Origin of the sequence: Legionella longbeachae (assembly GCF_004283175.1) — a bacterium.
Taxonomy (GTDB): Bacteria; Pseudomonadota; Gammaproteobacteria; order Legionellales; family Legionellaceae; genus Legionella; species Legionella longbeachae.
This window is the reverse complement of record NZ_RXNW01000001.1, coordinates 427,049-451,183: the sequence shown is the minus strand read 5'-3', so window position 1 is coordinate 451,183 and position 24,135 is coordinate 427,049. Positions and strand designations below refer to the sequence as shown.

The window sequence follows — 24,135 nt, the reverse complement described above, 5'->3', positions numbered from 1 at the left end:
AAAAATTTTGTCCAGAAATATTTTTCAAATCTGAATCATTAGCACACAACCCCCACAAATAATGTTATATTTAGCTATGGAATTCATAGGAGATGTATATGTCCAAATCTGTTGTTGAAATGGCAAAAGAACTTTCATTTTTTAGAGAGTCAAAAAAAATTCAAGAATATACTGAAAAATGCTTAGCAAATCCGGATTTAACTGCAAAACAGAAAATCGAGCTTATCCATTTAAATCAAGTTAATCGTTTAAGCATTATTGCCCAAGTACAACAACATACGTTTGAGCACATTTTTAAAAAAAATCCAAATGAATTTTTCACGCAAAAATACCATTACGATTGGTGGATGTTTCCCATGCATGTACCAAAGGATTGGGGATGGGAACAAAGAAACTATGATGCCTCTATCAATTTAAGAGAGGCACAAACCTTACTTCATAATAGCCAATTCGTTAATACATATATTGAATCAGTTGCTATGTATATAACGGCACTCCAAAAACATGGATGGAATAATTATCCAGTACGATATGCAAGAATGCTTCATTCATTGTCTATTTTTCTTCAGGCAGCTCAAAATGAAGATAACCAAACTGAAGTATATGATCGTCTTTATGAATTAACTAAAAACGCTCTGACTTATGCAAAAAAATCTGTCTTGCCAGAGAATATTGATTATGATCTATTACAAATGGGACATAAGATGGCTTTACACCAAATACAAAAATATGAAAAAGAATCACATGCAAAGAGATGTGATCTTAATGTTCATTGAAAGTGAATAGCTCTTCGTACTAACTTTTTGTCGTTCTCAAAAAGACTAATTGTGATCTCATATCAGAATATACCTGTTCCTGAGGGATACACACAAAATCAAAACGCCAACGTACTTCGCTTTATGCCTGAGCCTCTTATGAATTCGAGGCCCAAAAACACTGAATATGCCTTTTACCACTCCAATTGCAATAGTGTCATTAATCCAGACCAATTTTCAGTCCATTCAAAATTATAGGGATCATGTCCGTCTTTTCTCTTTAATAGGATACCATTGTCCACTTTAAATAAAGGTGAGGTCTGATTTAATTGCCCTACCTCATCAAATAACGGTACTAACCTTAATTCATTAAATTGCGCAGGCAAACTGCCTGATTCAAAAGTATCATAAATACTATCTGCAGAGAGCTGCATGGCTTGCAATAATATAGTACGCTGTAATTCAGCTTCTTCTTTAAAAAGATAGTTATCGCCATAGGCAGTCCAAAGAGTACCCTCCTGATTAACAACAATTAACCCTAATCGATTATCTTCATCATGCATTAGATTAGCGAGCAGCAAATTAAGAATGGAAGGTAAGAAGACTTGTTTTTCTATTGCCAGCCGAGGTGTTCGTATATGCCCAGAGGCAAAAGAATCACTCAAGTAGTGATTTGCAAAAGCATTTTGAGCGTATGCTAACTCTAATAACTGCCCTGCCTCGGCAATATTGCCTTTAGTCTTTTGTTGATAGCCAAGCAGTGCTGTATCAAGAGCAACTTGATGACCAACCTCATAAGCAATTAATGAATCAGGCTGATAGTGATCAAAGTTAGTTTCCGAAAGCTTTAAATAATTGCCAAAAGGAATATAATCACTGATAAAACTGCCCCCACAAGTCAAACGATTTAGCTTTTTATTAATTACCGAACCATATTCCTTATAAAAATCTGAGTCTGTCTTTCCTTGTAATCGCCAATCCATTAAAAGCTGTACCATTTGATCCTGGTATTTAATAAGATTTTCAGCTTGTGTACGAGGAGTTTGGCAATTATTTTTGTCTTTATCTCCTGCCAAAGCATAAAATTGAAGATTAAAACAATCTTTGCGTTTGTCCACAATACACGTTGAGATTGGGTGTTGGGGATCCCCAAATAAATCTCCTCCTAACATTACGATTTGACCATAAGTGAGGATTAATCCATTAGGTAAATGTAACAACTTATCAGGATTACTATTATAAAAGTGCAGATTAATCTGGTCACCAACGTACTGGTGCTCAAAACCTGAAAAATTTTTCATGTGCCGTTCTAGAAGTTGGGTTATCAATTCTTGACCAAAATCAGATGACTTGGCATAAGAACTCTGAACTAGGGTTAATAAAATCATTAAAGCGGTAATAATTTTCTTCATTCAGTTATTCTCTTATAAGGTTTAGCTATGTGTATTAGTAATTCACAAGCCTAAATTTGGAATTATGTATTAAAAGTTAGGAGTTTTCTAAATACAGATAATTTTATTCTGATTTAGCAATTGAGGACTAGAAGAAACATTGTAAGTATAAGTAAACAATGAAAAATTAGCCGAAGCATTTCTCCTCTTTTCTAAAATATACTACTATAAATAAAAAGAAATAAAGCAGATTATGACAAAAAACTACGAATTCGTTACACACCTTGGCTCTGGACCTATCAGTACCGCTAATTATGGACGGTAACTTGTTTATCTGTTCGATATTATTGATGAATCTGTATTGAAATTTAACTCATGCATACAAACAAAGTGTATTGAAGATCATAATGTATCAATATTTATTATCATTCGTGGTATAATTGCTGCTGAAATAAGCATACTGAATAATAATATCAACACCAGTTTCTTTTTTCACAAATACCAATAAATAAAGGAAACAGCATGAGTTTTAAATCTTTAGGTTTAATCGAACCCTTACTCCAATCTATTGATGAATTAGGCTATAAAGAGCCTTCTTCTATTCAAATTCAAGCTATTCCCAAAATATTATCAGGTAAAGACGTACTTGCTTCAGCTCAAACCGGAACAGGAAAAACTGCAAGTTTCGTGTTACCTATTTTGCAAATGCTCAGTACAAAACCTCGAGCTAACAGCAATAGAACGAGAACTCTTATTTTAACTCCAACACGTGAGCTGGCCAGTCAAGTACATGAAAATATCATTCAATATGGACGTTACTTATCATTTCGTTCAACAGTAGTCTTTGGTGGAGTAAAAATTAATCCTCAAATGATGAAACTACGTTCTGGAGTAGAGATATTAGTTGCCACACCGGGGCGTTTATTGGATTTATACAATCAACGCGCCATACAATTTGATCAAGTTGATACTCTGGTGCTGGATGAAGCAGATAGAATGCTCGATATGGGCTTCATTCATGACATGAAACGTATTATTAATTACCTTCCGAAAAACCGACAAAATCTTATGTTCTCGGCTACTTTTACTGATGAAATCCGTAGTTTTGTAAAAACCATTCTCAATCAGCCCATAGAAATTGATGTTACACCACGGAATACAACCGTAGTTAAAATAAAACAAACGGTACATCCAGTTGATAAAAACCGTAAGGCAGCATTACTTAGCCATCTGATTCATAGAAATAAATGGAACCAGGCTTTGGTATTTTCTAAAACAAAACATGGTGCAAATAAATTGGTGAAACAATTAGCTGAAGCTCAAATCCATGCTGCTGCTATCCATGGCAATAAATCCCAGTCCCAACGCACTAAGGCTTTAAATGATTTTAAATCTGGGGAATTACATATTTTAGTAGCTACAGATATTGCTGCTCGAGGAATTGATATTGATCAATTGCCTTGCGTCGTTAATTTTGATTTGCCCCAAGTTGCTGAAGATTACGTTCATCGCATCGGCCGTACCGGGCGTGCTGGTGCAATAGGATTAGCGATTTCACTGGTAAGTGCCGATGAAGTCAATCAATTGCAGTCAATAGAAAAATTGATTCAACACAAATTAGATCGTATTGAAATCGAAGATTTTGAACCCCAACATAATGTACCCCAAACCACTATTTCCTCCACAACCAGGAAATATTCTCAGATAAAGAAAAAAACGACCTCACCTTATGCTAAACCCCATAAAAAGCCATTAAACAGAGGATCTGGAAATACTCGATCTAAATAATCCTTAAAAGTTGGCGTCGCTCCCATAACATAAGACAATGGTGCAAAAAACGTATAGCTATTCAAAATAAAAGGAACAGTTCACGAAAATCAACTTTATATGGGAGTCTGGAACACTTGGTCCATAAATGAGATCCCCCTTATTTCTATGGACAAAGTATCGGGTTGATGCTCTTTCAGTTTTTTTATATTCTTGCTATTCATTGTATGGCTTTTTATAAAAAAGCTTTCCTACGGTATCTCTAACTATTTGACCGTTACTTCTAAGGCATGTATTATTGAGCGTTTGTTTTTAGGGATTTCTGCCAGACTCCCCATCCTAAGAGTTCTCATAAGTTAACGAAATTTCAATTCTATTTAATTTATAAGCAGGTTTGCAAAATTTTCAATGATGCATTGTGAAAGATGAGGGGAATCAGTATTTTCTACAATCATTAATTAGGTGTATAGCAAAAGAAGTATAAATTTTAATCTTATTGATAATTAATAAATTAGGCGATAATTCATTGGTGTACAAAATAAAGCCATTTAAAGTGTGTTGACAAATGCTAGTGCAGTAGTGTAATTTAAATGTACAGTTCATTTTTTTGTAATATTCATGTTCCATTCTACTGAAACCATCAAGTTAAATAAAATAGCAGATTTGATACAAGTCTTTGCTGGCTTTTTTTATTTTAGCTTTTTTAGCCCGCAGCTGGGTGGTAAGTAGAGTTAACTAACACTCCAACCCCCAGCTTAGTCTGGGGGCTTTTGGGCATCCGAACTCCCAGACTGATAAAGGTTAAGGGCGTTGGATGAAACCAAGAGGAGTGTCAACCATGCATCATCCCCCAAGAACTCATGATTCCCACGAGCTCCCCCTAATTGTTTCTTGTTCCAGGAGGCAAAGATGAGCTATTCAATTTTAAAAAAACTACCACCAGTAGAAAAAATTATCCAGGAATTACCCTTATCTGATTCTGCTTACCAACAAATAGCCAAAGATCGTAATGAAATTAAAGCGATTTTGGAAGGACGAGATACACGTCTCTTAATGATAGTTGGCCCCTGCTCTGCCTGGCCCAAAAAAGCTGTTTTAGAGTATGCTAGCCGTTTGGTACAATTAAACCATAAAGTAAAACACGCATTAAAAATAATTATGCGCGTTTATATCCAAAAACCTCGTACAACTAAAGGTTGGACAGGCCCTGTCAATCAACCCAACTTATTCTTAGCACCAGATATTGCCTCAGGAATAAAATACACTCGGGACATGATGATTAAAGTTATAGAAATGGGGCTTCCTATCGCTGATGAGGCTTTATTCACTCACAACGCCAAAGGTTTTCTTGAACTTTTATCTTGGGTGGCTATTGGTGCTCGGAGCTCGGAAGATCAGGAGCACCGTATTTTTGCATCTGCCCTAGACTGCGCGGTGGGATTAAAAAATCCTACCCATGGTTCATTGACAGTAGGAATCAATAGCATTATCGCATCGCAATATCCTCATGTTGCGGTCTTTGATGGCTATGAAGTTCAAACGCATGGCAATCATCATGCCCATCTGGTTTTACGTGGCTCTAATCATGCACCTAATTATTCTATTATGCATCTTGAGGAAGTAAAACATCACATGGAGAGGCATCAAATCATTAACCCTTCTGTAGTTATCGATGTTAGCCATGATAACTGTATGATTAATGGTAAAAAAAATCATCAACTTCAACCATCAATTGCATTATCCATCATCGAAAGCATCCAAAACAGGTCCGATTTAAAACGGTTAGTAAAAGGATTCATGGTAGAAAGCTATCTCAAAGAAGGAAATCAAACAGTCGATCCTATCAACCCTAATAAACTGGATCTAAATGGGTTGTCTATTACTGATCCGTGCTTAAGTTGGGAGCAAACAGAATCATTTCTTTTAGAGTTAGCAAAATTGAAGGCATTAGAAATGAACAATAAGAGAGAGGTGCAATAATGGCTGTTTTATTTGGTATTGCAGGTGATGTTGGCTCATTTTCGGAGGAAGCTGCCTTTCTTTATTCCAAAAAGAAAGGACTTGACTCCATCTTTGCTTATTTACTGGATATGGAAGGAGTACTCAATGCTATTGAAGATGGAATAATCGATATAGGCATCATTCCAGTTGTCAATCTTTTAGGGGGATTAGTAAAACCGGCTTTTCTTGCCATGGGAAAACATCTGTTTACACCAATTGATGAGCTTTGGCATGAAATCAATCAATGCCTACTCGTTAAAAGTGATACAGATCTAAATCAAATCAAGCAAATCGTATCCCATCCACAAGGACTTGCTCAATGTCAGCAGTTTTTGAAGAAGCAATTTAAAAATATGGGTCAAATAGAATGGATTGATACAGCAAAAGCCGCAAAAGACTTAGCAAAAGGAGTCTTACCCTCCTCCTCTGCTGTAATTGCTCCAGAACGTTGTGCGCAACTCTATGGTTTAGAAATAAAAGCGAAAAATATTCAAGACAGTTCTCCTAATCGCACTGCGTTTCTCTTAGTTAAAAAACACTGCGATAAAACCACTGTCTAAAAATAAGGAGCATTCTATGTGTACGCTTGAAGAATTAAGAAAGCAAATTGAACAAACAGATGCTTACATCATTGAAAAACTAGCACAACGCCAAGAATTGGCTAAACAAATAGGAGAGATAAAATCAAAAGAAGGTAAAAAAATAGTAGACCATCAACGCGAAAAGAAATTGTTTATATATTATCAAGAGTTGTCAGATCAATACCACTTACAACAGGAGTTTGTGGCTCGCTTATTTAGAATAATTATTGCAAACTCAAAAAAGGTGCAAAAACAATGAATCATTCTAAACAATTTTCCCTGAAAGATTCGGCCACTGTTGCTATAAATTCTCTTGCCCAGCAAAAAATAAACGCAGGTCTTAAAATTTATAATCTCAGCGCTGGAGAGCCCAAGTTACCACCCCATCCAATCATCATATCGGCAGTGACACATGCTTTAGAACAGGGGCTAACTCATTATCCCCCTGTCTCAGGAATATCAGAGCTACGCTATCTTGCTTGTGAGTGGATGAATAAATCCTACAATTGCTCATTCACCAGTGAAAATTGCCTGGTTGTTAACGGTGGAAAGTTTGGAATCTATTTGCTGATGCAATTATTGATACAAAACAATGATGAAGTCATCATTCCCTCTCCTTATTGGGTTTCATATCCACAAATCACCTGCCTGTTTGGAGGTACACCTACAATCGTCGAAACCAGGGAAATTGAAGGATGGAAATTAACCCCTCAAGCACTTAAAAATGCCTGCGGCCCCAAAAGTAAGATACTTATTCTTAACAATGCAGCCAACCCAACCGGTGTATTGTATACAAAGTCTGAATTAGCTGCACTCTTGCAAGTTGCCCATGAACATGATCTTTTAGTGATTGCCGATGAAGTATATAGTGGGCTCATCTATGATGGACATACTTATATATCTTGTGGCTCATTTTCTCAGTTCAAAGATCGAATTATTATTATTCAAAGTTGTTCAAAAAATTTCTCCATGACCGGTTGGCGCGTTGGTTTTGTATTCGCCCCCAAAACCATAACTCAGCCATTAACTGCGCTAATGAGTCAAAGTACTAGTGGAGTTACCTCACTTAGTCAATGGGCTGCCGTTGCGGTATTGAAGGAAATCAAGATTGGTCTCTGGGTCCAACAACGCATGTGGGAAAGAAGGAATTGTATCATCCATGCTTTAGATCAATATCTTGGACTTACGATACCCCCTCCTCCTTCATCTCTTTATATTTATCTTTCCTTAAATAAATTAGGTGTTAAAAATCAAAGCTCAGAAGATTTTTGCCAACAAGCACTGGAGGAGGCAAATGTTGCACTTGTACCTGGAACTGCATTTGGGAATGAAGGCTATATACGATTGTCCTTTGGTGGATGTGAAGAAGAGCTACTATCAGGGATTCAAAAACTAGCACGATGGTTACATTTCTAAGAAATGCCCAATTTAATGGGCGAAAAATCATTTGCTGGACAAAAGCTATGGGGAGCCTCCCGTAGCATTCAGAAATATTGACTGAAAAATTCAATTACAGTTTTTCTGGCTTTTTTAAAGCCTTAAAGGAGGTGCCCATGGTCTCTAAATAAGATCTAAACTAGATCGAAGGAAACCAGGCACCTTTTTGCCCACGAACCATTGTAAGAGAAATGTTGATTTATTAGGTCTTTTTAACAAATTGAGATTTTAATTTCATAGCTCCAATGCCCTCAATTTTACAATCAATATCATGATCCCCTTCAACCAACCGGATATTTTTTACTTTGGTACCTACCTTTACGACCTGAGAGGAGCCTTTTATTTTCAAGTCCTTAATAACAGTCACTGTATCACCATCTTGCAGTATGTTTCCATTAGCGTCTTTGATAATTCGCCCCGACTCTTCATTATGTTCAATATTTTTTGGCCATTCATGCATACATTCGGGGCAAATAAATACATCACCATCTTCATAACTATATTCAGAATTACATTTAGGGCAATTGGGCAAGTTGTTCATTTACTCTATCCTTTCATTGTGTCTTAAGCAGGGAATGTCCCAAATTATACTTTGACATGAGCTTAAACCCTAATTTTAACAGTAAATATAAGCTTTGTTGACAATTAAAAGTAATCTCCTGCGCCCCACGCTTTAATTGCTGGAGCCTAACGCAATGATCTATTTGAAACCATTATCATTTATCCTGCCTCACAAAAGAAATTCAATTTAGGTAAAGGTTTTGGTGAGTGGTTCCGTTTTTCGAACTACATTATCTTTGGCTGAGGTTGGCACTGGTAGCACATCTACAGAAGGTGCATTGCGGATATCGCCCTTTAACGAGCGCTCTAAATCGCGCATAAATTCATGGCTATCTCCATGATCAATAACAGGATTCCTTTTTTGGGTTTCATTTGGCTTAGATTCAACTCCTTTGGCAATGTCAAACCCAATAACACTTGATAAAAGCCCACATCCAACGGCAATTAGAGCACCTACAGCTAAAGCACCTAACTTATTTCCACTAAAAGAAGAGAGCAGTCCTGTTTCAACCAAATTAAACCCTATCCCCAAACCAGCAGTTAATCCTATACCAGCCCAAATAGTCATCATCTTTAGGACATAAAAATTAGATGATAAATTTGGTTTATTAGTTGGCAGAAAATTTTTCCTCAGATCATCAACTCCGGAAGCTGGTTCATCTCGGACTAAAGGCACAATTTTCTTAATATTTTTTAGATAGTGAATCCATTCAAATTGTCCAGGTTTCTTGTTGTATCCCCGGATTTCTTTCTCATTATATCCATTACTTTTTACAGCACGAAGCATCTCAATATAATCTGCCTCATTGTCGTCAAGAATATAAATACGATTTACTTTATATTTTTGGTGAGCGAGTTGAGAATCAACATCAGCAAATTTATGTCCTGAATCAAAAATGGTTAATTTATTTATTTGCTTGTCGGAAAATCCCTGATATTTAAAAATTGCTTTAATATATTCAATCCTATTATTGGTTACAATATTTACTGTAATACCACACTTTGTTAAGAGCCCATGAAAAAAATTTACCGCGTTTGAACTCATAAGAAAATCAGTATCTCTTTGCTTGTAATCAAAATTTTCGTTATATTTTCCAAACTTGGCTTCAAATATAGACTGAATCTCACTTGGCTCTTTCATTGAGGTTTTTTTATAATCTTGTCTTACACCTTTTTTATAACCTTTCAGAAGTGACTGATAAAACTCTGTAAATACAGTATTTTCCCCAGTCTTTTCTGTTATGGTACCATCAAAATTGGTGTAAATAATAATTATCGACATTATCATTTCCTCGCTATTACTTTAATAAAATTGTACAATAAAAACCCAAAAATCAAATTAAGAAATTGTTAGCTTAGTGAAACACTTAAGGTATAAGGAGAACGTTTTTCTTTAACTTACTTAATATAGGCTTAATTTTTTTATATTATGATTCTATCTGTTTTATTACCCTAAAAATTTGGAAAAACTATGCATAAATTACGTGAACTCGAACAAGAATCAAAAGAATTATCTATTCTGCTAGATAATGCCCTTCTCAGTAATTCACGGGAAGAAAAAGAAATCGCACTGACTGAGCTTGAAAATTCCGAATTAATGAAAAATGCCAATCAATTCAGAATTTTTATTGATCCCGAACACCCTATTGTGAGCTTAATTAAATTGGCTTCAGTTACATTGCCTGAAAAAATAAATGAATTGCAAAAAAAGGCACGTTTAGTTCGACACCAATTAGATGCTGAAAAAGATACAAAAATTATAGAGGATTCCATTTTAGAAACTGCAGCAGTTATAGAGGAACCGATTATCGATGTAAAAGATGAAGTAATTACCGTTGACAAAGATATTACAGCCCCTAAAGATATTGAAGAAATTAACCCTAAGTTAGAAATGCTATTAAAAGTAAAAGCTGGGTTAAAATCTTACGTAGAGGCCACCGAAAACAGGACAAGTGAATATTATTACGGAAAGGTCGGCACTTTTTTTAACTATATGGGCTCGTATATAGGCTTATCAGGGTATACCAAAACTCAAAAACTCGATGCCCTAAATAAATTATTTAGTAATTTTGAAACCGACACAGTATCAGAATTAGATGAGCAAGATATAGCAATATTAACCACTGGTTACCTTGGAAATGCATTAACCCCATTATTAGAAGATGAATTAGTGGGTCAAAAATTAAAGGAACTATTGAAAATTGAATCCCTGACAAATCAGTTACAATAGCTTAATGCCACCTGGCGGTTATCTGGTCTTAAAATAACCGCCCGACTATTAAACGTCCTCTTCCGGATTAAATTAGAAAGGGAACAATCTTATACGGAACAAGCTCGCAGTATTTCTTCCAATCCTGACCATATTTAGTCGCACAGCGTCTATCGTCACGGAAAGCCCTATCAAATAAAAGTACTGTTAAAAAACTGAGATAAAAATACGGTGAGAAATTCACAAACAAAGCAGGCACAGACCAAAAGAATGTTCCGGCAAGTTCCGGAATGTAATGAAAATGCCTGGCAACCCCCCACCATCCTGAAGCAAGCAATATAGTTTGTTTTTTGTCACCCTCTGTAGTTTTATAATGGGCTAATACAGTAACAGGCTTTTTACCCCATATTGAACAATCACCTTGAGTTGCCCTAGCAGTCAATCTTTGCCTGTCTGCAAGAAAATTGATCATAATGGATGCAAAACCCAGAAATAAAATAACTATTGCCCAAATAAAAGGTAAATGAATGGGATGAAGAACAAGATACATGCTTGGTGAAGTATAAACACAAGGAACCCATACCATGCATCCCCAACAAATATAAAAACCAGCGCGATCATGCATCATATCTAAGGAACGCAAATATCCTTTTTCCCACATATAAAATTTGCTTAGATAAACGAATTGCAGGAAAACAGAAATAAGCATCGAGTTTGATACACCACCTAATTCTGCCTGCTTTGCACAATAAGAAATCAAAAATAAACCCCAGCTCATCATTCCAAAACGACAAGTGATGAATTTCTTAATATGCCACCCAAATACTTGAGGATAGAGTTCCGTACCCCAATAATAATCAAACAAAAAATTCCTGGTGATACCTGAATCAGTAGATGAAGGAAAAAAACGTCCCTTTAGATACAAAAAAGCGCAGAATATAAGACTAAATATATTAAGTGCTCCCAAAAGAGCGCCAAGATTATCATAGAGAATAGAAGCCGAAAATAAATTAAAACCAAAGGAAGAAACACAAAATGTTCCCATAGTCACTATAAATGCAAAAAGGCCATTGTCTTTATAAACAGGTACATTTCCTTTTGGAGAAATCGGCCCATGAAATATTTTTCCTGGAAGTAATCGCATTAACGCCAATTCAAATACAATAAATACGACAATGATTTTCCAGGCGATTGTTGAACCCCAAAAATAAGGTTGCCATATTGAATAAATCGATTGTGAAAACCCATTTTGGAGCATCAAATTCCATAACGCCAACAAAGATCCCTCAAGCTGGGTATTGGTATACCACATTAACATCACAAAAACAGGGCATACAAGAATCAGAAATAACGGACCTAAAGTATTCCGAATATTGAAATTCATCATGTTTCCTTACATTTTAAAAAATTAACATCATACAGGAATTTTAAGTATTTAATAACACTTGATCATAATACAAACACGACACACGAGTTTTGTAGAAAACTGTATCAAAAAAATGGATTTGAACTATTCGAAACAATGAGATTTTATCGAAGCTCTTAATTCAGGCATTATCATCATTGGATACCCTGTTTTGCTAAACTCTTTGATAATTTACTCATTTGTTTCATAAAATAGAAATATTCTTATTTGCTTTAGTTTCGCGTAAATATTAAATTTAACATATAAGTTAATTTATTTAAGTAATTATGGATGATTATCAAATATCACGAATGACACGTGATGAAGTTTCAATTGCAGTGGAATGGGCACGTCAAGAAGACTGGAATCCGGGATTGAGCGATGCGGAATGTTTTTATCATGTAGATCCCCAAGGTTTTTTTGCAGGTAAATTAAAAGGCCAAACCATTGCGGTTGGATCTGCTGTTATTTATGATGATTATTTCGCATTTTGTGGTTTTTACATTGTAGAAAAAAGCCATCGTTCACAAGGGTATGGAATACAGTTAACCCAAGCCAGGCTTGCGTATGTAGGTAGTCGAAATGCTGGACTCGACGGAGTGCTGGACATGATCGACAATTATGCGCGTATTGGTTATAAATTTGCGCATAGTAATGCACGATATGCCTTAGAGCACAAGCACCCCTCCCCCAGACCCGAGCCATTCATAGTGAACTTACAGACAGTCCCCTTTGCCCAGCTCATGCACTATGATCGCCATTTCTTTCCTGCACCAAGACCTCATTTTCTTTCAGCATGGATTCAACAAAAGACCGCTCTAGCACTGGGCTATGTTCAAGAAGAACATTTTAAAGGCTATGGTGTTATCAGAAAATGTTTTGAAGGTTATAAAATAGGCCCGCTTTTCGCAGATTCCCCTTATATCGCTGAAAAATTATTGGAACAATTATCAGAATTTGCTCAAGGTGAAACAATTTATTTAGACATACCTGAAAATAATCCTTTTGCAGTTGATTTGGTACAAAAATTTAAAATGTCTAAGGTATTCGCAACTGCAAGAATGTATTTAAAAGGCGAGCCCAAATTATCTTCTCAAGGAATTTATGGCATTACCACTTTCGAATTGGGATAAGCAATGCGCGACTTAGTAGGTTATGGTCCTGAAGGAAAAGATCTTGTTTGGCCAAACAATGCAAAAGTGGCGATTAATTTTGTAATTAACTATGAAGAAGGCTCTGAGTTAAGCCCCGTTAATAATGATAAACAAGCGGAAACAAGTGGCGCAGATTTTCCATTCACTCCCAAAGCTAAAAAACAACGTAACCTAAGTATGGAATCATTTTATGAATATGGAAGTCGTGTAGGATTATGGCGGCTAGTGCGTTTATTTGACGCTTACAATACTCCACTTACTTTTTTTGTGACCGGACATGCACTAACGCTTAACCCACTACTGGCAAAATATTTAACACAAAATCATCATGATGTTGCTGGCCATGGATGGCGTTGGATAAATTATGCAAATGTCCCAAGAAACAAAGAAAAAGAACATATCCTTTTATGCATTGAAACCCTCGAACACTTAACAAAAAAAAGTCCTAAAGGTTGGTATACAGGAAGACGAAGCGAAAATACTCGAGAATTATTGCGCGAAATAGGTGGATTCCTTTATGATTCTGATAGCTATGCAGATGAATTACCTTATTATGTTGATAATCACCTGATAATTCCCTACTCCCTTGATTGTAATGATTTCAGATTCACAACTCCGGGATTTTGTAGTACGCAAGAGTTTTACATGCGTTTAATGAGTACTTTTAACTATCTCTATCAAGAAAAAAGACCTGCAATTATGACTGTGGGTTTGCACCCTCGTCTTAGCGGAAAACCCGATCGGTGCTTGATGATAAAGAAGTTTTTAAATCACTTAGCGCAACATAAAGATATCTGGATAACAAGACGAATAGATATCGCCCAGTTTTGGTTAAAAAAATTTCCCTTTACAAAAATGTAACTGGATTACTATTGCTTCAAATTAGTTTCCTGGTTTTAAATGGAAATTTGTCTTACCTGATCCAATGATATGGGTCCAATCCCTGCAACATTCAATGTTAACCCTTTCCCATTTTGCCCAAGGCTCACGCTATTAACATTGGCTAATATCATCGTTTTCAATGCTATTTCTTTATCTTCATAAATGGCATGCACATCAATCCTATATCTTCCTTCTTTAACCTTTTTGCCATCATATCCAATACCATCCCAACTGAATTGAAAAAAGCCGGGTTCTGGTTTACCTAAAGACATTGCTCTTATCATCTCCTCTGATTCTGTATATATGGAAGCACGCAACATGCTAAGATTAGAAGAAATATCAAACGTAACTCTTACGGATACCTCTGCACCTAATGGAAAAATATCAGTCTCCACCAAAACTTTACGTCCAACCAAAGCTGAAGCTTGTAATGCTTGATTTGATTGTAATGAAGTAGACATTTGTTGCAATGATTCTTGCATTGCTATGCACCCATCATGAGTGGCAAATTGTGCCAGTTGAGACAAAAACTCATGGTTAATTTGCCGTTGCATCATATCTTGATTCTCAATTTGTTCCACCATTGAATGTAAAAAGACTTGCTCTTCAAAATTTTTCTTTAGCGGAGAATCAATTTGCTCAAAAGACAAACCAACTGTATCCGTTTCATTAAATGAATTATCCGTCATTCCTTCCCCCTTTATTCACTTAACTTTAAGGCACGTTACACTATTATAAAAGCAAACGTTGTGCCAATTTCAAATAAGTGAGAAAATTAGTTGCTATCAATGGGGGTGCTATCTATGTTAAAGAACAATATTCTTCCTGAAAATGCGATAGAGCAAGTAAAAACTTATCTATTAAAGCTGCAAAATACAATTTGCTCAAGGCTTGAAAATTTAGACGGGCAGGCCCAATTTATTGATGATGCCTGGCAACGTTCTGCCGGTGGCGGTGGAATTACCCGTGTTTTATCCCAAGGTTTAGTTTTTGAAAAAGCAGGTGTGAATTTTTCTCATGTCTCAGGAGCAAACCTTCCATCATCAGCGAGTGCCCACCGTCCGGAATTAACAGGTAGAAATTTTAATGCTCTTGGTGTCTCACTCGTGATCCATCCAGATAATCCATATGTTCCTACCTCTCATGCCAACGTCCGTTTTTTTATTGCTGAAAAAGAAGATGCCGATCCTGTTTGGTGGTTTGGCGGGGGGGTTGATTTGACACCGTATTATGGGTTTGAAGAGGATTGCAGGCACTGGCATCAAACTGCATTAGAGGCTTGCCAGCCTTTCGGCCAATCCATTTATCCTAAATTTAAGAAATGGTGTGATGATTATTTTTTCATTAAACATCGTAACGAAGCACGAGGAATTGGTGGCTTATTTTTTGACGATTACAATGAAATAAGCTTTGATCACAGCTTTTCATTAATGCAAAGTATTGGAAATCATTATATTGAAGCGTATGCCCCTATAGTAACTCGTAGAAAATCTCATCCATACGGTGAACGCGAAAAAACGTTTCAAAAATATCGTCGCGGACGCTATGTCGAATTTAATCTCGTCTATGACCGCGGCACCTTATTTGGCTTGCAGTCAAATGGCAGAACAGAATCCATTCTTATGTCACTACCTCCCGAAGTAACATGGGAATATAACTGGCATCCTGAAGCCAATAGCCCAGAGGCTAAACTTTATACTGATTTTTTACCCCAGCGTAATTGGTTATTATAGGGATTAATCAGCACTAGAAACGCTAATAAACGCCACCTTCCGCAACAGCGGAAGGTTAAAAAGCAACAAACCCTGCGGGAAACTTTACCTTGCAACATAACTGTCAAGAGCCCCTCCACTGCTTCAGGGTTTCCTCTATTTTCTTTTGATAGTTTATTGCCCACTTTCACTTATTTCGTGATTAATTGTCAACACGACTTTCTTTAAAAAAATCCTTGCTAACAATGCAGCAAGAGCATTTAATAAACTCAAAATTAAAAAAATTTGTGGGATTGCAGCTGAAAAATGTAATAAAACAATAACGATCAATGCTCCAGCAACCATAAACAGGGAATTGTAGATATTATTTGTCGCGATCACTTGAGCTCTTGATTCTGAGGGGCTTTTCACTTGTAAATAGGTATATAGGGGAACGATAAAAAGACCCGCACTAAAAGCCAACATAAATAAATCAAATGCAATGCGCCAATGAGCAAAGTGAGTAAAAAAATTAATTAAAGAAAATGCATTTTTAGATTGATTTAAATAAGGCGTAGCCCAATAAAGATCCATTGTAAAGCAAGTAAATGCTAACATTGCCCAAGGAACAATGAGAAGATATATTTGTCCTTGAAAAATTAAATTAACAGCCAAAGAACCACTGGCAATACCTATTGAAAATAAAGCAAGAAATATTGCAAAAACAGTATTATTAGCTCCTAATACATAGTTTGTATAATCAGGAAGCTTGGTAAGGATTACTGTCCCTAATAACCAAAACCAAGATAAAATCAAAATTGCTACTAAAATACCGGTATTCTCCGTAGCTTGTTTCAGCATCTTATAAGTCACGCGCCAAACTTGTTTGTCTACTTTAATATTTACCGATTTTGAAGGGGCTTTAGGTATAAACAAACTGGAGGTGAGGCCCGCAAGAGCAACAAATATAGTTAAAAACACAGCTACATAAGGTTTAGGACTATGGATTCCTATAGATAAAGTCCCAATGGTAGTACCCATTAAAATAGCGATAAAAGTACTTGCATCAATTAAACCTGTTGCACCCAATAATTCCTTTTTAGGCAAATGATCAGGCAAAATAGCATATTTTATTGGCCCAAAAAAAGTTGAATGAACTCCAAGGCCAGTTAAAGTAGCCATCATCAAAAAAATATTTCCCCAACAAAGAGCGAGACTACCGATAATCATTAAAAATAACTCTAAAATTTTAATGATACGTGTTATAAGCGCTTTATCATATTTATCAGCCAATTGCCCTGAAGTTGCTGAAAGAAGAAAAAAAGGGATTATAAACAAAGCACCTGCTATTGCTTGATAGAACTCAGATTGAGCCTGATTATGAGTGAGATGATAACTAATTAAAGTAAGCATTGCTAACTTAAAAGCATTATCATTAAAAGCACCAAAAAATTGAGTCAGGAAAAAAGGCAAAAATTTACGTTCTTTCAAAAGGTAAAAAGCACCATTACCCATGCATAAGGCTCCATATAATAATATGTAATCAAGCCCCCACCTAACAAGAAATGGGAGCTATTACACTATTCTTCTTTCTGATATTAATCAATAAAATGAAAGTTTGGTCTATTCACCTAGAGCGCGGAGGAAACAAGATGATTAGGCTTTAATATCAAGCTCCCAATTGTATCATGAGCCTCTGTCTCGTGTAAGAGCTTAGCTAAACCAGTCTCGGAAATTTCATTATCTGATAAATCAACATGCTTTAGATGAGTATTAGATTTTAATGCATTAGTAATAAGATGAACTCCTTCATCACGCATTTTATTACTTTTAAGATTTAGATGGGTTAAGGAGTGAGACTCTTTAATCATACCTGCAATTTCTATTGCACATGCTTCATTCAAATTATTATAAGATATATCCAGAACCTCTAATGAAGGGTGTTTCAATACAAAAAGACGCAGCGCCTTCATTCCGTCTAAGCCAAAATCATTACAACTTAACACGAGCTCTTTTAATTCCGTATTTGAATTAATCGATTCTAATAAACGCTGAACACCAGAATCACGAAGCCAATTAAGTGATAAATCTAAAACCGATAATTTCTTCTTTTTTAAACATGAAAAAAAATCAGAGGGTATTTTGTCACCTATCCAATTATCAATAAATTTAATTGTATTCAATTTTCTACGTGGTAAGGAATCAAATAAATAACGAATATCATTTGTATCAATATGATTCGCATACAATGAAATTTCATTGACTTTTGAGGCTAACTTTAAAATATCATGCAAGGCTTCATAATCTTTACTATTTAAATTGGAATGATCAATACTAATTTTTTTTATAAATTTACAGCGCCTTTTTCCTTTTGATTGTAAATATTTATTCAGATGAGGTAGAGCCAAATGATGTTGTACTTGCATAAGCTCAATTGACTCCAATTTCCCATGTTCATGCCTTAACCTAATCGCCATATCCCCTTCCCTCTATAAAGAAATTACAATTTTAATTGTAGATGATATTTAGGAGAGGGAAGCAATAATGATGATTTTTTTATATTTTTCATCATCGCGAGCAAATTTTATAAAATAGATCTGTTATGCAAAGATGGAAAACGGCCAATTTAGCTAAAAAGCTTATGTTCACCATCTTCACCCAACAGTTTCAATCAATTTATTATATCTGTGCGTTCAAACGAGTAAGCACATTGCCTGGCCCAACTTCTATAAAAACACATTCACCCTGATTTTTTAAATAGCGAATAGTATCGGTCCAACGCACTGGATGCGTCATTTGTTTCACTAAATTTTCTTTGACTCTTTCATTGATATAAGGCTCTGCTGTTATATTTGCAATCACTTCAATTTTTAGAGGTGAAAACTGAAAAGAATCCATAAATCGTTTAAATTCATCTGCAGCAGATTGCATATATCGTGAATGAAATGCTCCACTAACTTTTAGGGGCAGGCACATCAATGCTTCTTGAGCGAGTATTTCATTTGCCTTGGCTATATCTGCTGCTGGCCCGGAAAGAACAATTTGTTTCGGGGAGTTAAAATTTGCAAAATCTATAGAATCAAGATCATGGGTTTGTAGCAAAGATTTAATTCGGTCTTCAGCCAAATTAATCACAGCAAGCATCCCTCCCCCAGTTGCTTTAGCCATCAATTCACCACGTTTTTTCACGAGCTTCAATCCAGTTCCAAAATCAAAAGCACCAGCAGCAAATAAGGCAGCATACTCACCTAAACTATGCCCTATTAAATAATTAGGCGGTGGTTCTTCAGAAACTCGAGCCAAAAAAGACAAGGCCTCAACAATATATAAAGCAGGCTGAGTATATTCAGTGTTGTTTAATTGTTGCTGGGGATCGTCCAGGCATAACTCTTTGACAGAGTACCCCAAAATTTCATCAGCTTGCTTTATTTGTTCAGAAAAATATGAAAATAATTCAATCCCCATACCTTTTGTCTGTGAACCCTGTCCTGGAAACATGTAAATAGTCATTGATGCTCCTTTTAATCGATAAATCCAGAATATAAACCATCATAAATAGAACTATTAATATTGTCATTAAATAAATCTCATTCAGTGGATTTGCTTATTAAGTCTGTAATTATGCATAATTAATCGCAATTCTTTCATTTACAGATAACTATATGAAAAAAAGAATAGTCATTTTATTTGTTCTACTGGTTTTTTTTATGGTTTACTACCACCTCCATTCAATCCCTACGAAACAAAATAATTTCCAAGAGCTTGCTTTAAGTGGGCGGCCATCTTGGGCACAATGGCGTAGCGAAGGTAAAGGAGTTTTAAAATATTTTCTGCATTTCTTTGATTACCAAAAAAAAGCGACCCTAATGGTTTTAAATCCATTCCCTGGCCAAACAGCATTTTTTGCACATCAAAAAACATTATTAGCCAAGTTACCTCAACCCTCTTCTGAAGAATCATTTATTCGTGTTGGTTTAGTAGGTGACTTAATGGCAATTCCAAATTATGATGGGCAGTTTATCGCACCCCAAATTTTAAATCTTCTAGCACAGATGGATTTTGTTTTAGGTAATTTAGAAACACCGGTTTCATCATCCGGCACCATTTCAAAGTTCCGTAATTCATTGTCTCAATTTAATGTATCTGATAATTATCTAAATGCCCTAACTTTAAATGGAAAGCCTGTATTTGATTTTTTATCTTTGGCCAATAACCATGTTCTTGATCGCGGGGATTTAGGTGTTCAAGAAACCAGGGAAGAGCTAAAATCAAGAGGGATCATAACTCATGGGACAGATCAGCAAAAATTTATCTCTTACACAACCAAAGGAATTCACTTCGGTGTAGCAGCTGCTACCTGGGGGACAAATCCTCAATTTTCTAAAAATACTACCCCTATTTGGTATTTACCAGGAATTGCTCCCCTTGATATAAATAAAGTGGAACTGGATCAATTAATAAATGCCCTTCATGAAATGAAGCAAGCCAATGTTGACTTCAAAATCTTATTCCTACATTGGGGATTTGAATATGAACTCTATCCTGATCCCTTAATTCAAAGTATTGGCTCTGAATTAATTCAAAATGGGGCTGATCTAATCATAGGGAGTCATCCTCATGTACTGCAACCGTTTGAACTCATACAAGCCTCGGAACATAAAGGATTAATCGCCTACTCCATGGGTAATTTTATTAGTGATATGAGCAACCCTTTTACCCGAATTGGACTCATCCAAGAATTATACGTTTGGCGCAATTCTCAACAGAGGATTCAATGGGCATTAGGCTCAAGTAAGCTCACTCAAATCGCTGATATAAAACATCCATACACTGAATTGCTTAGAAATCCTCCACCGAAAGATCTTTCTGATGCTTATGTCTACTACAAACACTCTTTAAATTTACCATTTTTAGTATGGAACTAAAGACTCTCATTAGAGTAAAATCAACAGTGAGTGTCACTTCTTCCATTGATCATTCGGAATTGGTTTTATGGCAAATAAATTGTTCCTTGCAAATAAAGATGGGCTGTTCCATAAAGAAAAACTCGCTCACCTTTTATCTCGCATCTTATTTTTCCCTGTCGCAATCCACCTTGTACTGCAGTAATTTCATACTTCTGCAATTGTTCACTCCAGTATGGTGCAATTACGCAGTGAGCTGATCCTGTTACTGGATCTTCAGCAACGTTGCATCCTGGATAAAAACATCGCGAATAAACATCCGAATTTATTCCAGGCGCAGTTAAAATCAAGCCTCTATAATCGAGCTGAGCAACAGCATTCAAATCAGGATCCGCCAGTTTTACTTCTTGCGCATTTTCATAAACAAACATTAAATCAAATTTGCTTTTCAAAACATGCAGTGGTTTGTTTAAATTTAATTTAGAAAGTGTCTGGGAATATTCTATGACATGATAAGGTAATGCTGGAAAATCCATCACAAACCCATTGCCATTTTTTCGAACAACAAGTTCTCCGCTTAAGCAACGAAACTTTATCTCCTCTCCTTTAAATCCTAATTTCTCGAAAATAACATAGGCACTTGCAAGTGTTGCATGACCACACAAAGCAACTTCTTCATTTGGAGTAAACCATCTAATGTAAAATCCGTTTTCTTCAGAAATAAAAAAGGCTGTTTCCGAAAGGTTGTTTTCTAAAGCAATGTTTTGCATTTCTTTATCTGTAAGCCAACTGTCTAACGGACATACCGCGGCAGGATTTCCTTCGAAAAGGTCAGTGGCAAACGCATCGATTTGATAGATGGGCAAAGCTCTCATAGCATCTCTTAATTAATTGTAAAAACAAGATGAATACATATGAGGGACAGCCCTGGAAAATTCAAGTGCCCAACGAGTAGAACTTATGAATAAAGAGGTAAGCATACACTATTTTCGCTAACAAACACATCCTCGTGACTTCAATTAAATTAAGACACAGCATGATTTATTGGAACGAAATATAAATATATTTCTTCTCAAAATAAATTTCATCTCCCTTGTTGCATGAAAAATAAACACCCGGGTTACGGCTGGCCTTAGCCCAGGTCATATTTAACCGGCAGCGAGAGCTGAGAATACTTTCCGTGTACTCTATTACTTATTCAGTAATAATAGTAACGTCTTGTGCTTTTAAGCCTTTTGGTCCTTTATCTAGCACAAAGGATACAGGATCATTTTCATGGAGTGTTTTAAATCCAACACCTTGAATATCTTTGTAATGAACGAAGATATCATCACCATTCTCATTAATAATAAATCCAAATCCTTTTTTCTCATTGAACCATTTTACATGGCCCGTTTCTCTTTGCGACATTAGCGATCCCCTTTGTCTTTAGCTTTTACAATCCAACTATTACTGATGTTTATTTCCAGCATAAAAATACTTTCTATTCTAAAGCTGCGTTATAATAAACATTTTCTATATATACGAAATAACATCGTATATATAGATTAGCATAGCAGTTTTTTATTGATTGTTAAGGATTTTTTTAAAAAATCGCTATCTTTATCTTTTTTTATATATTGGAAATACATAATGAATCATACAAAATCAGCTTTTATAAAATTAGCACTTGATTGCCAAGTATTAAAATTTGGTGAATTTATATTAAAATCGGGACGAAAAAGTCCTTATTTTTTTAATGCAGGTCTATTTTATCAAGGAGGATCTCTACGAAAATTAGGCCAATTTTACGCAAAAACATTGCTTGAACATAACGCCCATCCGGATCACTTATTTGGTCCAGCCTATAAAGGCTTACCACTTGCAACCACAACAGCGATAGCCCTCTCTGAATTAGGCAAAGAAGTAACCGTTACTTTTAACCGTAAAGAAATAAAAGATCATGGCGAAGGAGGTCAATTAATTGGCGCCCCTTTAACTGGTAAAACTGTCATTGTTGATGATGTTATAACTGCAGGGACTGCTTTCAGGGAATCTCAAGCACTCATTAAGGAATATGGTGGTCAACTGACTGGAGTAATTATTGCTTTAGATCGTTGTGAACGAGGATTAACAAACGAATCAACACTTTCCGAAATTAAAGCTCAAGGAATTGAAGTTTACTCTATTATTACATTGTTTGATTTAATTGATTATTTAAAAAGCGAAAATCAATATGAACAAGTTAAAAAATTAGAAGATTATCAATCAACCTATGGTTGCTAATTTAACTGGACTAATACATCTTTTCGAAAGGCAAATGCTCCCTTTAAAAACCAGTAGTAACCCCTCTATTGGTTTTTCATCTCAGTTCCCTCATTTCCAAAAAATATTCAATTAATTAACCGGGATATGTTGATAATTGGTGCCCAATACCGACTGGTCAATCATCAACAAATTTTCCATAAAAGTCACTCCCTTTAGGATTAAGCGGTTTTATCAAATTTAAATCCACATTCTGCACCAGTTATTCAACGAATTATATCCCTTTTATTAAACCTACATTAACTACACCCAACAATATACGAAATGGGTAGTCCATATTCGCCCCCCCAATTCAATAAAGCAGTAATCATGGTTATTTAAAATGAACGTATAAAGGCATATACAAAGGTGTCCATGAACCCCATGAAAACCCAATGTGCTTAAAATGGTTTCAAATCAATGCGAGAAAGTTCTGAAGTTATAGCGAATGTTTTTCAATTGGAGGTAATTCAATTATGAACTATGCAGATTCTGTTACATACATAGATATGTATGTGCAAGAAAAAAATATTACAAAGCTATTTGAGTTTTACAAAAAAGAAGGGGTTGGTAACAAGCTAATTGCTGAGGACTGTGAAAACCGAATCAAATCACTTTTAGAAATGAGCTTGATTGAAAGACCAGCAAAAAAATCCTTTTTCACTCATATAAAACCAGAAAAAATTGTTACAGAGATTATTACTGGTAGAGGGCAATTTATGCTCACAAAAAGCGAAGAGGAGCAATCAATTAAACGTACAACTGCACTCGCTCCATTTTTTGCAATAGATCCTCACCCCCATTCCTCTGTAGATGAATATATAAATAATCTTCTAGAAAAGGCGTTTGATGAGAATTATCATGTAAAAAGTATTCAAGCGCTAAAAGATTTAACTATTTTGATGAGAATTGTTGATAATCAATCAACCTACGCTGTTTGTCTCGCACTAATTGTAGAAGCGAACAATCCCAAAATTTTTAAGGAACAATCCAAGTTAGATAAAGAATTAAATTACAGCGACAGCTTAACTGCCTTAACTTTACTCAATCAATTATTAGCAGAGAAAAAAATACGCAATTACCAATTGTAATAGTAAAGCATTTCAAGAGTCCT

Annotated in this window: 23 protein-coding genes; 13 read left to right on the top strand and 10 right to left on the bottom strand. The window is 35.6% G+C overall.

The window, feature by feature from the left end; genetic code table 11:
* Window positions 1–98 precede the first annotated feature (98 nt).
* Window positions 99–776: a hypothetical protein gene (locus tag EKG34_RS01880; protein WP_003631935.1), complete on the top strand. Its 678-nt coding sequence runs from the start codon at window positions 99–101 to the stop codon at window positions 774–776.
* 173 nt (window positions 777–949) lie between these two features.
* Here the strand turns inward: EKG34_RS01880 and EKG34_RS01875 are convergent, their stop codons facing one another.
* A complete protein-coding gene (locus EKG34_RS01875) occupies window positions 950–2,167 on the bottom strand; it encodes a hypothetical protein (protein WP_003631936.1) in 1,218 nt (405 codons plus the stop codon).
* Between the two features lie 501 nt (window positions 2,168–2,668).
* Here EKG34_RS01875 and EKG34_RS01870 point away from each other — a divergent pair.
* The 5 genes from EKG34_RS01870 (at window position 2,669) to EKG34_RS01850 (ending at window position 7,911) form a co-directional block, all read left to right on the top strand.
* Window positions 2,669–3,934: a DEAD/DEAH box helicase gene (locus EKG34_RS01870; RefSeq protein WP_003631937.1), complete on the top strand. Its 1,266-nt coding sequence runs from the start codon at window positions 2,669–2,671 to the stop codon at window positions 3,932–3,934.
* An 888-nt stretch (window positions 3,935–4,822) separates the two neighbouring features.
* Entirely contained in the window at window positions 4,823–5,893 is a 1,071-nt protein-coding gene (locus EKG34_RS01865) for a 3-deoxy-7-phosphoheptulonate synthase (protein WP_003631938.1), read from the top strand.
* Window positions 5,893–6,474: a prephenate dehydratase domain-containing protein gene (locus tag EKG34_RS01860; protein ID WP_003631939.1), complete on the top strand. Its 582-nt coding sequence runs from the start codon at window positions 5,893–5,895 to the stop codon at window positions 6,472–6,474. Before EKG34_RS01865 ends, EKG34_RS01860 begins: the two co-directional genes overlap by 1 nt.
* A gap of 16 nt (window positions 6,475–6,490) precedes the next feature.
* Window positions 6,491–6,754, top strand: a complete 264-nt coding sequence (locus EKG34_RS01855; RefSeq protein WP_003631940.1) for a chorismate mutase — start codon at window positions 6,491–6,493, stop codon at window positions 6,752–6,754.
* Window positions 6,751–7,911 carry a pyridoxal phosphate-dependent aminotransferase gene (locus tag EKG34_RS01850; protein ID WP_003631942.1) on the top strand — a complete coding sequence of 387 codons (1,161 nt, stop codon included), beginning with the start codon at window positions 6,751–6,753 and terminating at the stop codon, window positions 7,909–7,911. Before EKG34_RS01855 ends, EKG34_RS01850 begins: the two co-directional genes overlap by 4 nt.
* A gap of 223 nt (window positions 7,912–8,134) precedes the next feature.
* On the opposite strand, the gene EKG34_RS01845 is transcribed toward EKG34_RS01850, so the two are convergent.
* A complete protein-coding gene (locus tag EKG34_RS01845; RefSeq protein WP_003631943.1) occupies window positions 8,135–8,473 on the bottom strand; it encodes a zinc ribbon domain-containing protein YjdM in 339 nt (112 codons plus the stop codon).
* A gap of 207 nt (window positions 8,474–8,680) precedes the next feature.
* Complete coding sequence (locus EKG34_RS01840; RefSeq protein ID WP_003631944.1) at window positions 8,681–9,775, bottom strand: hypothetical protein; 1,095 nt, start codon at window positions 9,773–9,775, stop codon at window positions 8,681–8,683.
* Window positions 9,776–9,964: 189 nt separating this feature from the next.
* Between EKG34_RS01840 and ceg19 the strand changes: the two genes are divergently transcribed.
* The gene (ceg19, locus tag EKG34_RS01835) at window positions 9,965–10,723 is read left to right on the top strand and encodes a Dot/Icm T4SS effector Ceg19 (RefSeq protein WP_003631945.1); all 759 of its coding nucleotides are present in this window, start codon (window positions 9,965–9,967) and stop codon (window positions 10,721–10,723) included.
* 67 nt (window positions 10,724–10,790) lie between these two features.
* On the opposite strand, the gene EKG34_RS01830 is transcribed toward ceg19, so the two are convergent.
* Window positions 10,791–12,086, bottom strand: coding sequence for a phosphatidylethanolamine N-methyltransferase family domain-containing protein (locus tag EKG34_RS01830; protein WP_041819009.1), 1,296 nt, complete (start codon window positions 12,084–12,086; stop codon window positions 10,791–10,793).
* A gap of 308 nt (window positions 12,087–12,394) precedes the next feature.
* On the opposite strand from EKG34_RS01830, the gene EKG34_RS01825 reads away from it, so the two are divergent.
* Together EKG34_RS01825 and EKG34_RS01820 are read left to right on the top strand one after the other, a co-directional pair.
* Window positions 12,395–13,240 carry a GNAT family N-acetyltransferase gene (locus tag EKG34_RS01825; RefSeq protein WP_003631947.1) on the top strand — a complete coding sequence of 282 codons (846 nt, stop codon included), beginning with the start codon at window positions 12,395–12,397 and terminating at the stop codon, window positions 13,238–13,240.
* A gap of 3 nt (window positions 13,241–13,243) precedes the next feature.
* Window positions 13,244–14,122 (top strand): polysaccharide deacetylase family protein, encoded by an 879-nt coding sequence (locus tag EKG34_RS01820; protein ID WP_003631948.1) that lies wholly within the window; start codon window positions 13,244–13,246, stop codon window positions 14,120–14,122.
* Between the two features lie 35 nt (window positions 14,123–14,157).
* On the opposite strand, the gene EKG34_RS01815 is transcribed toward EKG34_RS01820, so the two are convergent.
* The gene (locus tag EKG34_RS01815) at window positions 14,158–14,832 is read right to left on the bottom strand and encodes a flagellar hook assembly protein FlgD (protein ID WP_003631949.1); all 675 of its coding nucleotides are present in this window, start codon (window positions 14,830–14,832) and stop codon (window positions 14,158–14,160) included.
* Window positions 14,833–14,946: 114 nt separating this feature from the next.
* Between EKG34_RS01815 and hemF the strand changes: the two genes are divergently transcribed.
* Window positions 14,947–15,876, top strand: coding sequence for an oxygen-dependent coproporphyrinogen oxidase (gene hemF / locus EKG34_RS01810; protein WP_003631950.1), 930 nt, complete (start codon window positions 14,947–14,949; stop codon window positions 15,874–15,876).
* 153 nt (window positions 15,877–16,029) lie between these two features.
* Here the strand turns inward: hemF and EKG34_RS01805 are convergent, their stop codons facing one another.
* The 3 genes from EKG34_RS01805 to fabD all read right to left on the bottom strand — a co-directional run bounded on the left by EKG34_RS01805 (window position 16,030) and on the right by fabD (window position 19,344).
* Window positions 16,030–17,349 (bottom strand): MFS transporter, encoded by a 1,320-nt coding sequence (locus EKG34_RS01805; protein WP_003631951.1) that lies wholly within the window; start codon window positions 17,347–17,349, stop codon window positions 16,030–16,032.
* 116 nt (window positions 17,350–17,465) lie between these two features.
* Window positions 17,466–18,311 carry a leucine-rich repeat domain-containing protein gene (locus EKG34_RS01800; protein ID WP_003631952.1) on the bottom strand — a complete coding sequence of 282 codons (846 nt, stop codon included), beginning with the start codon at window positions 18,309–18,311 and terminating at the stop codon, window positions 17,466–17,468.
* Between the two features lie 202 nt (window positions 18,312–18,513).
* Entirely contained in the window at window positions 18,514–19,344 is an 831-nt protein-coding gene (gene fabD, locus EKG34_RS01795) for an ACP S-malonyltransferase (protein WP_003631953.1), read from the bottom strand.
* A 152-nt stretch (window positions 19,345–19,496) separates the two neighbouring features.
* Between fabD and EKG34_RS01790 the strand changes: the two genes are divergently transcribed.
* Window positions 19,497–20,759, top strand: a complete 1,263-nt coding sequence (locus EKG34_RS01790) for a CapA family protein (RefSeq protein WP_003631954.1) — start codon at window positions 19,497–19,499, stop codon at window positions 20,757–20,759.
* A 65-nt stretch (window positions 20,760–20,824) separates the two neighbouring features.
* Here EKG34_RS01790 and EKG34_RS01785 read toward each other — a convergent pair whose 3' ends face one another.
* Entirely contained in the window at window positions 20,825–21,613 is a 789-nt protein-coding gene (locus EKG34_RS01785) for a PhzF family phenazine biosynthesis protein (RefSeq protein ID WP_003631956.1), read from the bottom strand.
* A gap of 319 nt (window positions 21,614–21,932) precedes the next feature.
* On the bottom strand, window positions 21,933–22,148 hold the full coding sequence (locus EKG34_RS01780; RefSeq protein WP_003631957.1) for a cold-shock protein: 216 nt from the start codon (window positions 22,146–22,148) through the stop codon (window positions 21,933–21,935).
* A gap of 222 nt (window positions 22,149–22,370) precedes the next feature.
* On the opposite strand from EKG34_RS01780, the gene pyrE reads away from it, so the two are divergent.
* Both pyrE and EKG34_RS01770 read left to right on the top strand, forming a co-directional pair.
* Window positions 22,371–23,003 carry an orotate phosphoribosyltransferase gene (gene pyrE, locus EKG34_RS01775; protein ID WP_003631958.1) on the top strand — a complete coding sequence of 211 codons (633 nt, stop codon included), beginning with the start codon at window positions 22,371–22,373 and terminating at the stop codon, window positions 23,001–23,003.
* A gap of 494 nt (window positions 23,004–23,497) precedes the next feature.
* Window positions 23,498–24,112: a hypothetical protein gene (locus EKG34_RS01770; protein WP_003631960.1), complete on the top strand. Its 615-nt coding sequence runs from the start codon at window positions 23,498–23,500 to the stop codon at window positions 24,110–24,112.
* Window positions 24,113–24,135: the final 23 nt, after the last annotated feature.

What these genes read in the sequence shown, in the direction of transcription:
- EKG34_RS01880 (WP_003631935.1), top strand. Translation starts at nt 99, where the DNA reads ATGTCCAAATCTGTTGTTGAAATGGCAAAAGAACTTTCATTTTTTAGA.
- EKG34_RS01875 (WP_003631936.1), bottom strand. Translation starts at nt 2,167, where the DNA reads ATGAAGAAAATTATTACCGCTTTAATGATTTTATTAACCCTAGTTCAG.
- EKG34_RS01870 (WP_003631937.1), top strand. Translation starts at nt 2,669, where the DNA reads ATGAGTTTTAAATCTTTAGGTTTAATCGAACCCTTACTCCAATCTATT.
- EKG34_RS01865 (WP_003631938.1), top strand. Translation starts at nt 4,823, where the DNA reads ATGAGCTATTCAATTTTAAAAAAACTACCACCAGTAGAAAAAATTATC.
- EKG34_RS01860 (WP_003631939.1), top strand. Translation starts at nt 5,893, where the DNA reads ATGGCTGTTTTATTTGGTATTGCAGGTGATGTTGGCTCATTTTCGGAG.
- EKG34_RS01855 (WP_003631940.1), top strand. Translation starts at nt 6,491, where the DNA reads ATGTGTACGCTTGAAGAATTAAGAAAGCAAATTGAACAAACAGATGCT.
- EKG34_RS01850 (WP_003631942.1), top strand. Translation starts at nt 6,751, where the DNA reads ATGAATCATTCTAAACAATTTTCCCTGAAAGATTCGGCCACTGTTGCT.
- EKG34_RS01845 (WP_003631943.1), bottom strand. Translation starts at nt 8,473, where the DNA reads ATGAACAACTTGCCCAATTGCCCTAAATGTAATTCTGAATATAGTTAT.
- EKG34_RS01840 (WP_003631944.1), bottom strand. Translation starts at nt 9,775, where the DNA reads ATGTCGATAATTATTATTTACACCAATTTTGATGGTACCATAACAGAA.
- ceg19 (WP_003631945.1), top strand. Translation starts at nt 9,965, where the DNA reads ATGCATAAATTACGTGAACTCGAACAAGAATCAAAAGAATTATCTATT.
- EKG34_RS01830 (WP_041819009.1), bottom strand. Translation starts at nt 12,086, where the DNA reads ATGAATTTCAATATTCGGAATACTTTAGGTCCGTTATTTCTGATTCTT.
- EKG34_RS01825 (WP_003631947.1), top strand. Translation starts at nt 12,395, where the DNA reads ATGGATGATTATCAAATATCACGAATGACACGTGATGAAGTTTCAATT.
- EKG34_RS01820 (WP_003631948.1), top strand. Translation starts at nt 13,244, where the DNA reads ATGCGCGACTTAGTAGGTTATGGTCCTGAAGGAAAAGATCTTGTTTGG.
- EKG34_RS01815 (WP_003631949.1), bottom strand. Translation starts at nt 14,832, where the DNA reads ATGACGGATAATTCATTTAATGAAACGGATACAGTTGGTTTGTCTTTT.
- hemF (WP_003631950.1), top strand. Translation starts at nt 14,947, where the DNA reads ATGTTAAAGAACAATATTCTTCCTGAAAATGCGATAGAGCAAGTAAAA.
- EKG34_RS01805 (WP_003631951.1), bottom strand. Translation starts at nt 17,349, where the DNA reads ATGGGTAATGGTGCTTTTTACCTTTTGAAAGAACGTAAATTTTTGCCT.
- EKG34_RS01800 (WP_003631952.1), bottom strand. Translation starts at nt 18,311, where the DNA reads ATGGCGATTAGGTTAAGGCATGAACATGGGAAATTGGAGTCAATTGAG.
- fabD (WP_003631953.1), bottom strand. Translation starts at nt 19,344, where the DNA reads ATGACTATTTACATGTTTCCAGGACAGGGTTCACAGACAAAAGGTATG.
- EKG34_RS01790 (WP_003631954.1), top strand. Translation starts at nt 19,497, where the DNA reads ATGAAAAAAAGAATAGTCATTTTATTTGTTCTACTGGTTTTTTTTATG.
- EKG34_RS01785 (WP_003631956.1), bottom strand. Translation starts at nt 21,613, where the DNA reads ATGAGAGCTTTGCCCATCTATCAAATCGATGCGTTTGCCACTGACCTT.
- EKG34_RS01780 (WP_003631957.1), bottom strand. Translation starts at nt 22,148, where the DNA reads ATGTCGCAAAGAGAAACGGGCCATGTAAAATGGTTCAATGAGAAAAAA.
- pyrE (WP_003631958.1), top strand. Translation starts at nt 22,371, where the DNA reads ATGAATCATACAAAATCAGCTTTTATAAAATTAGCACTTGATTGCCAA.
- EKG34_RS01770 (WP_003631960.1), top strand. Translation starts at nt 23,498, where the DNA reads ATGAACTATGCAGATTCTGTTACATACATAGATATGTATGTGCAAGAA.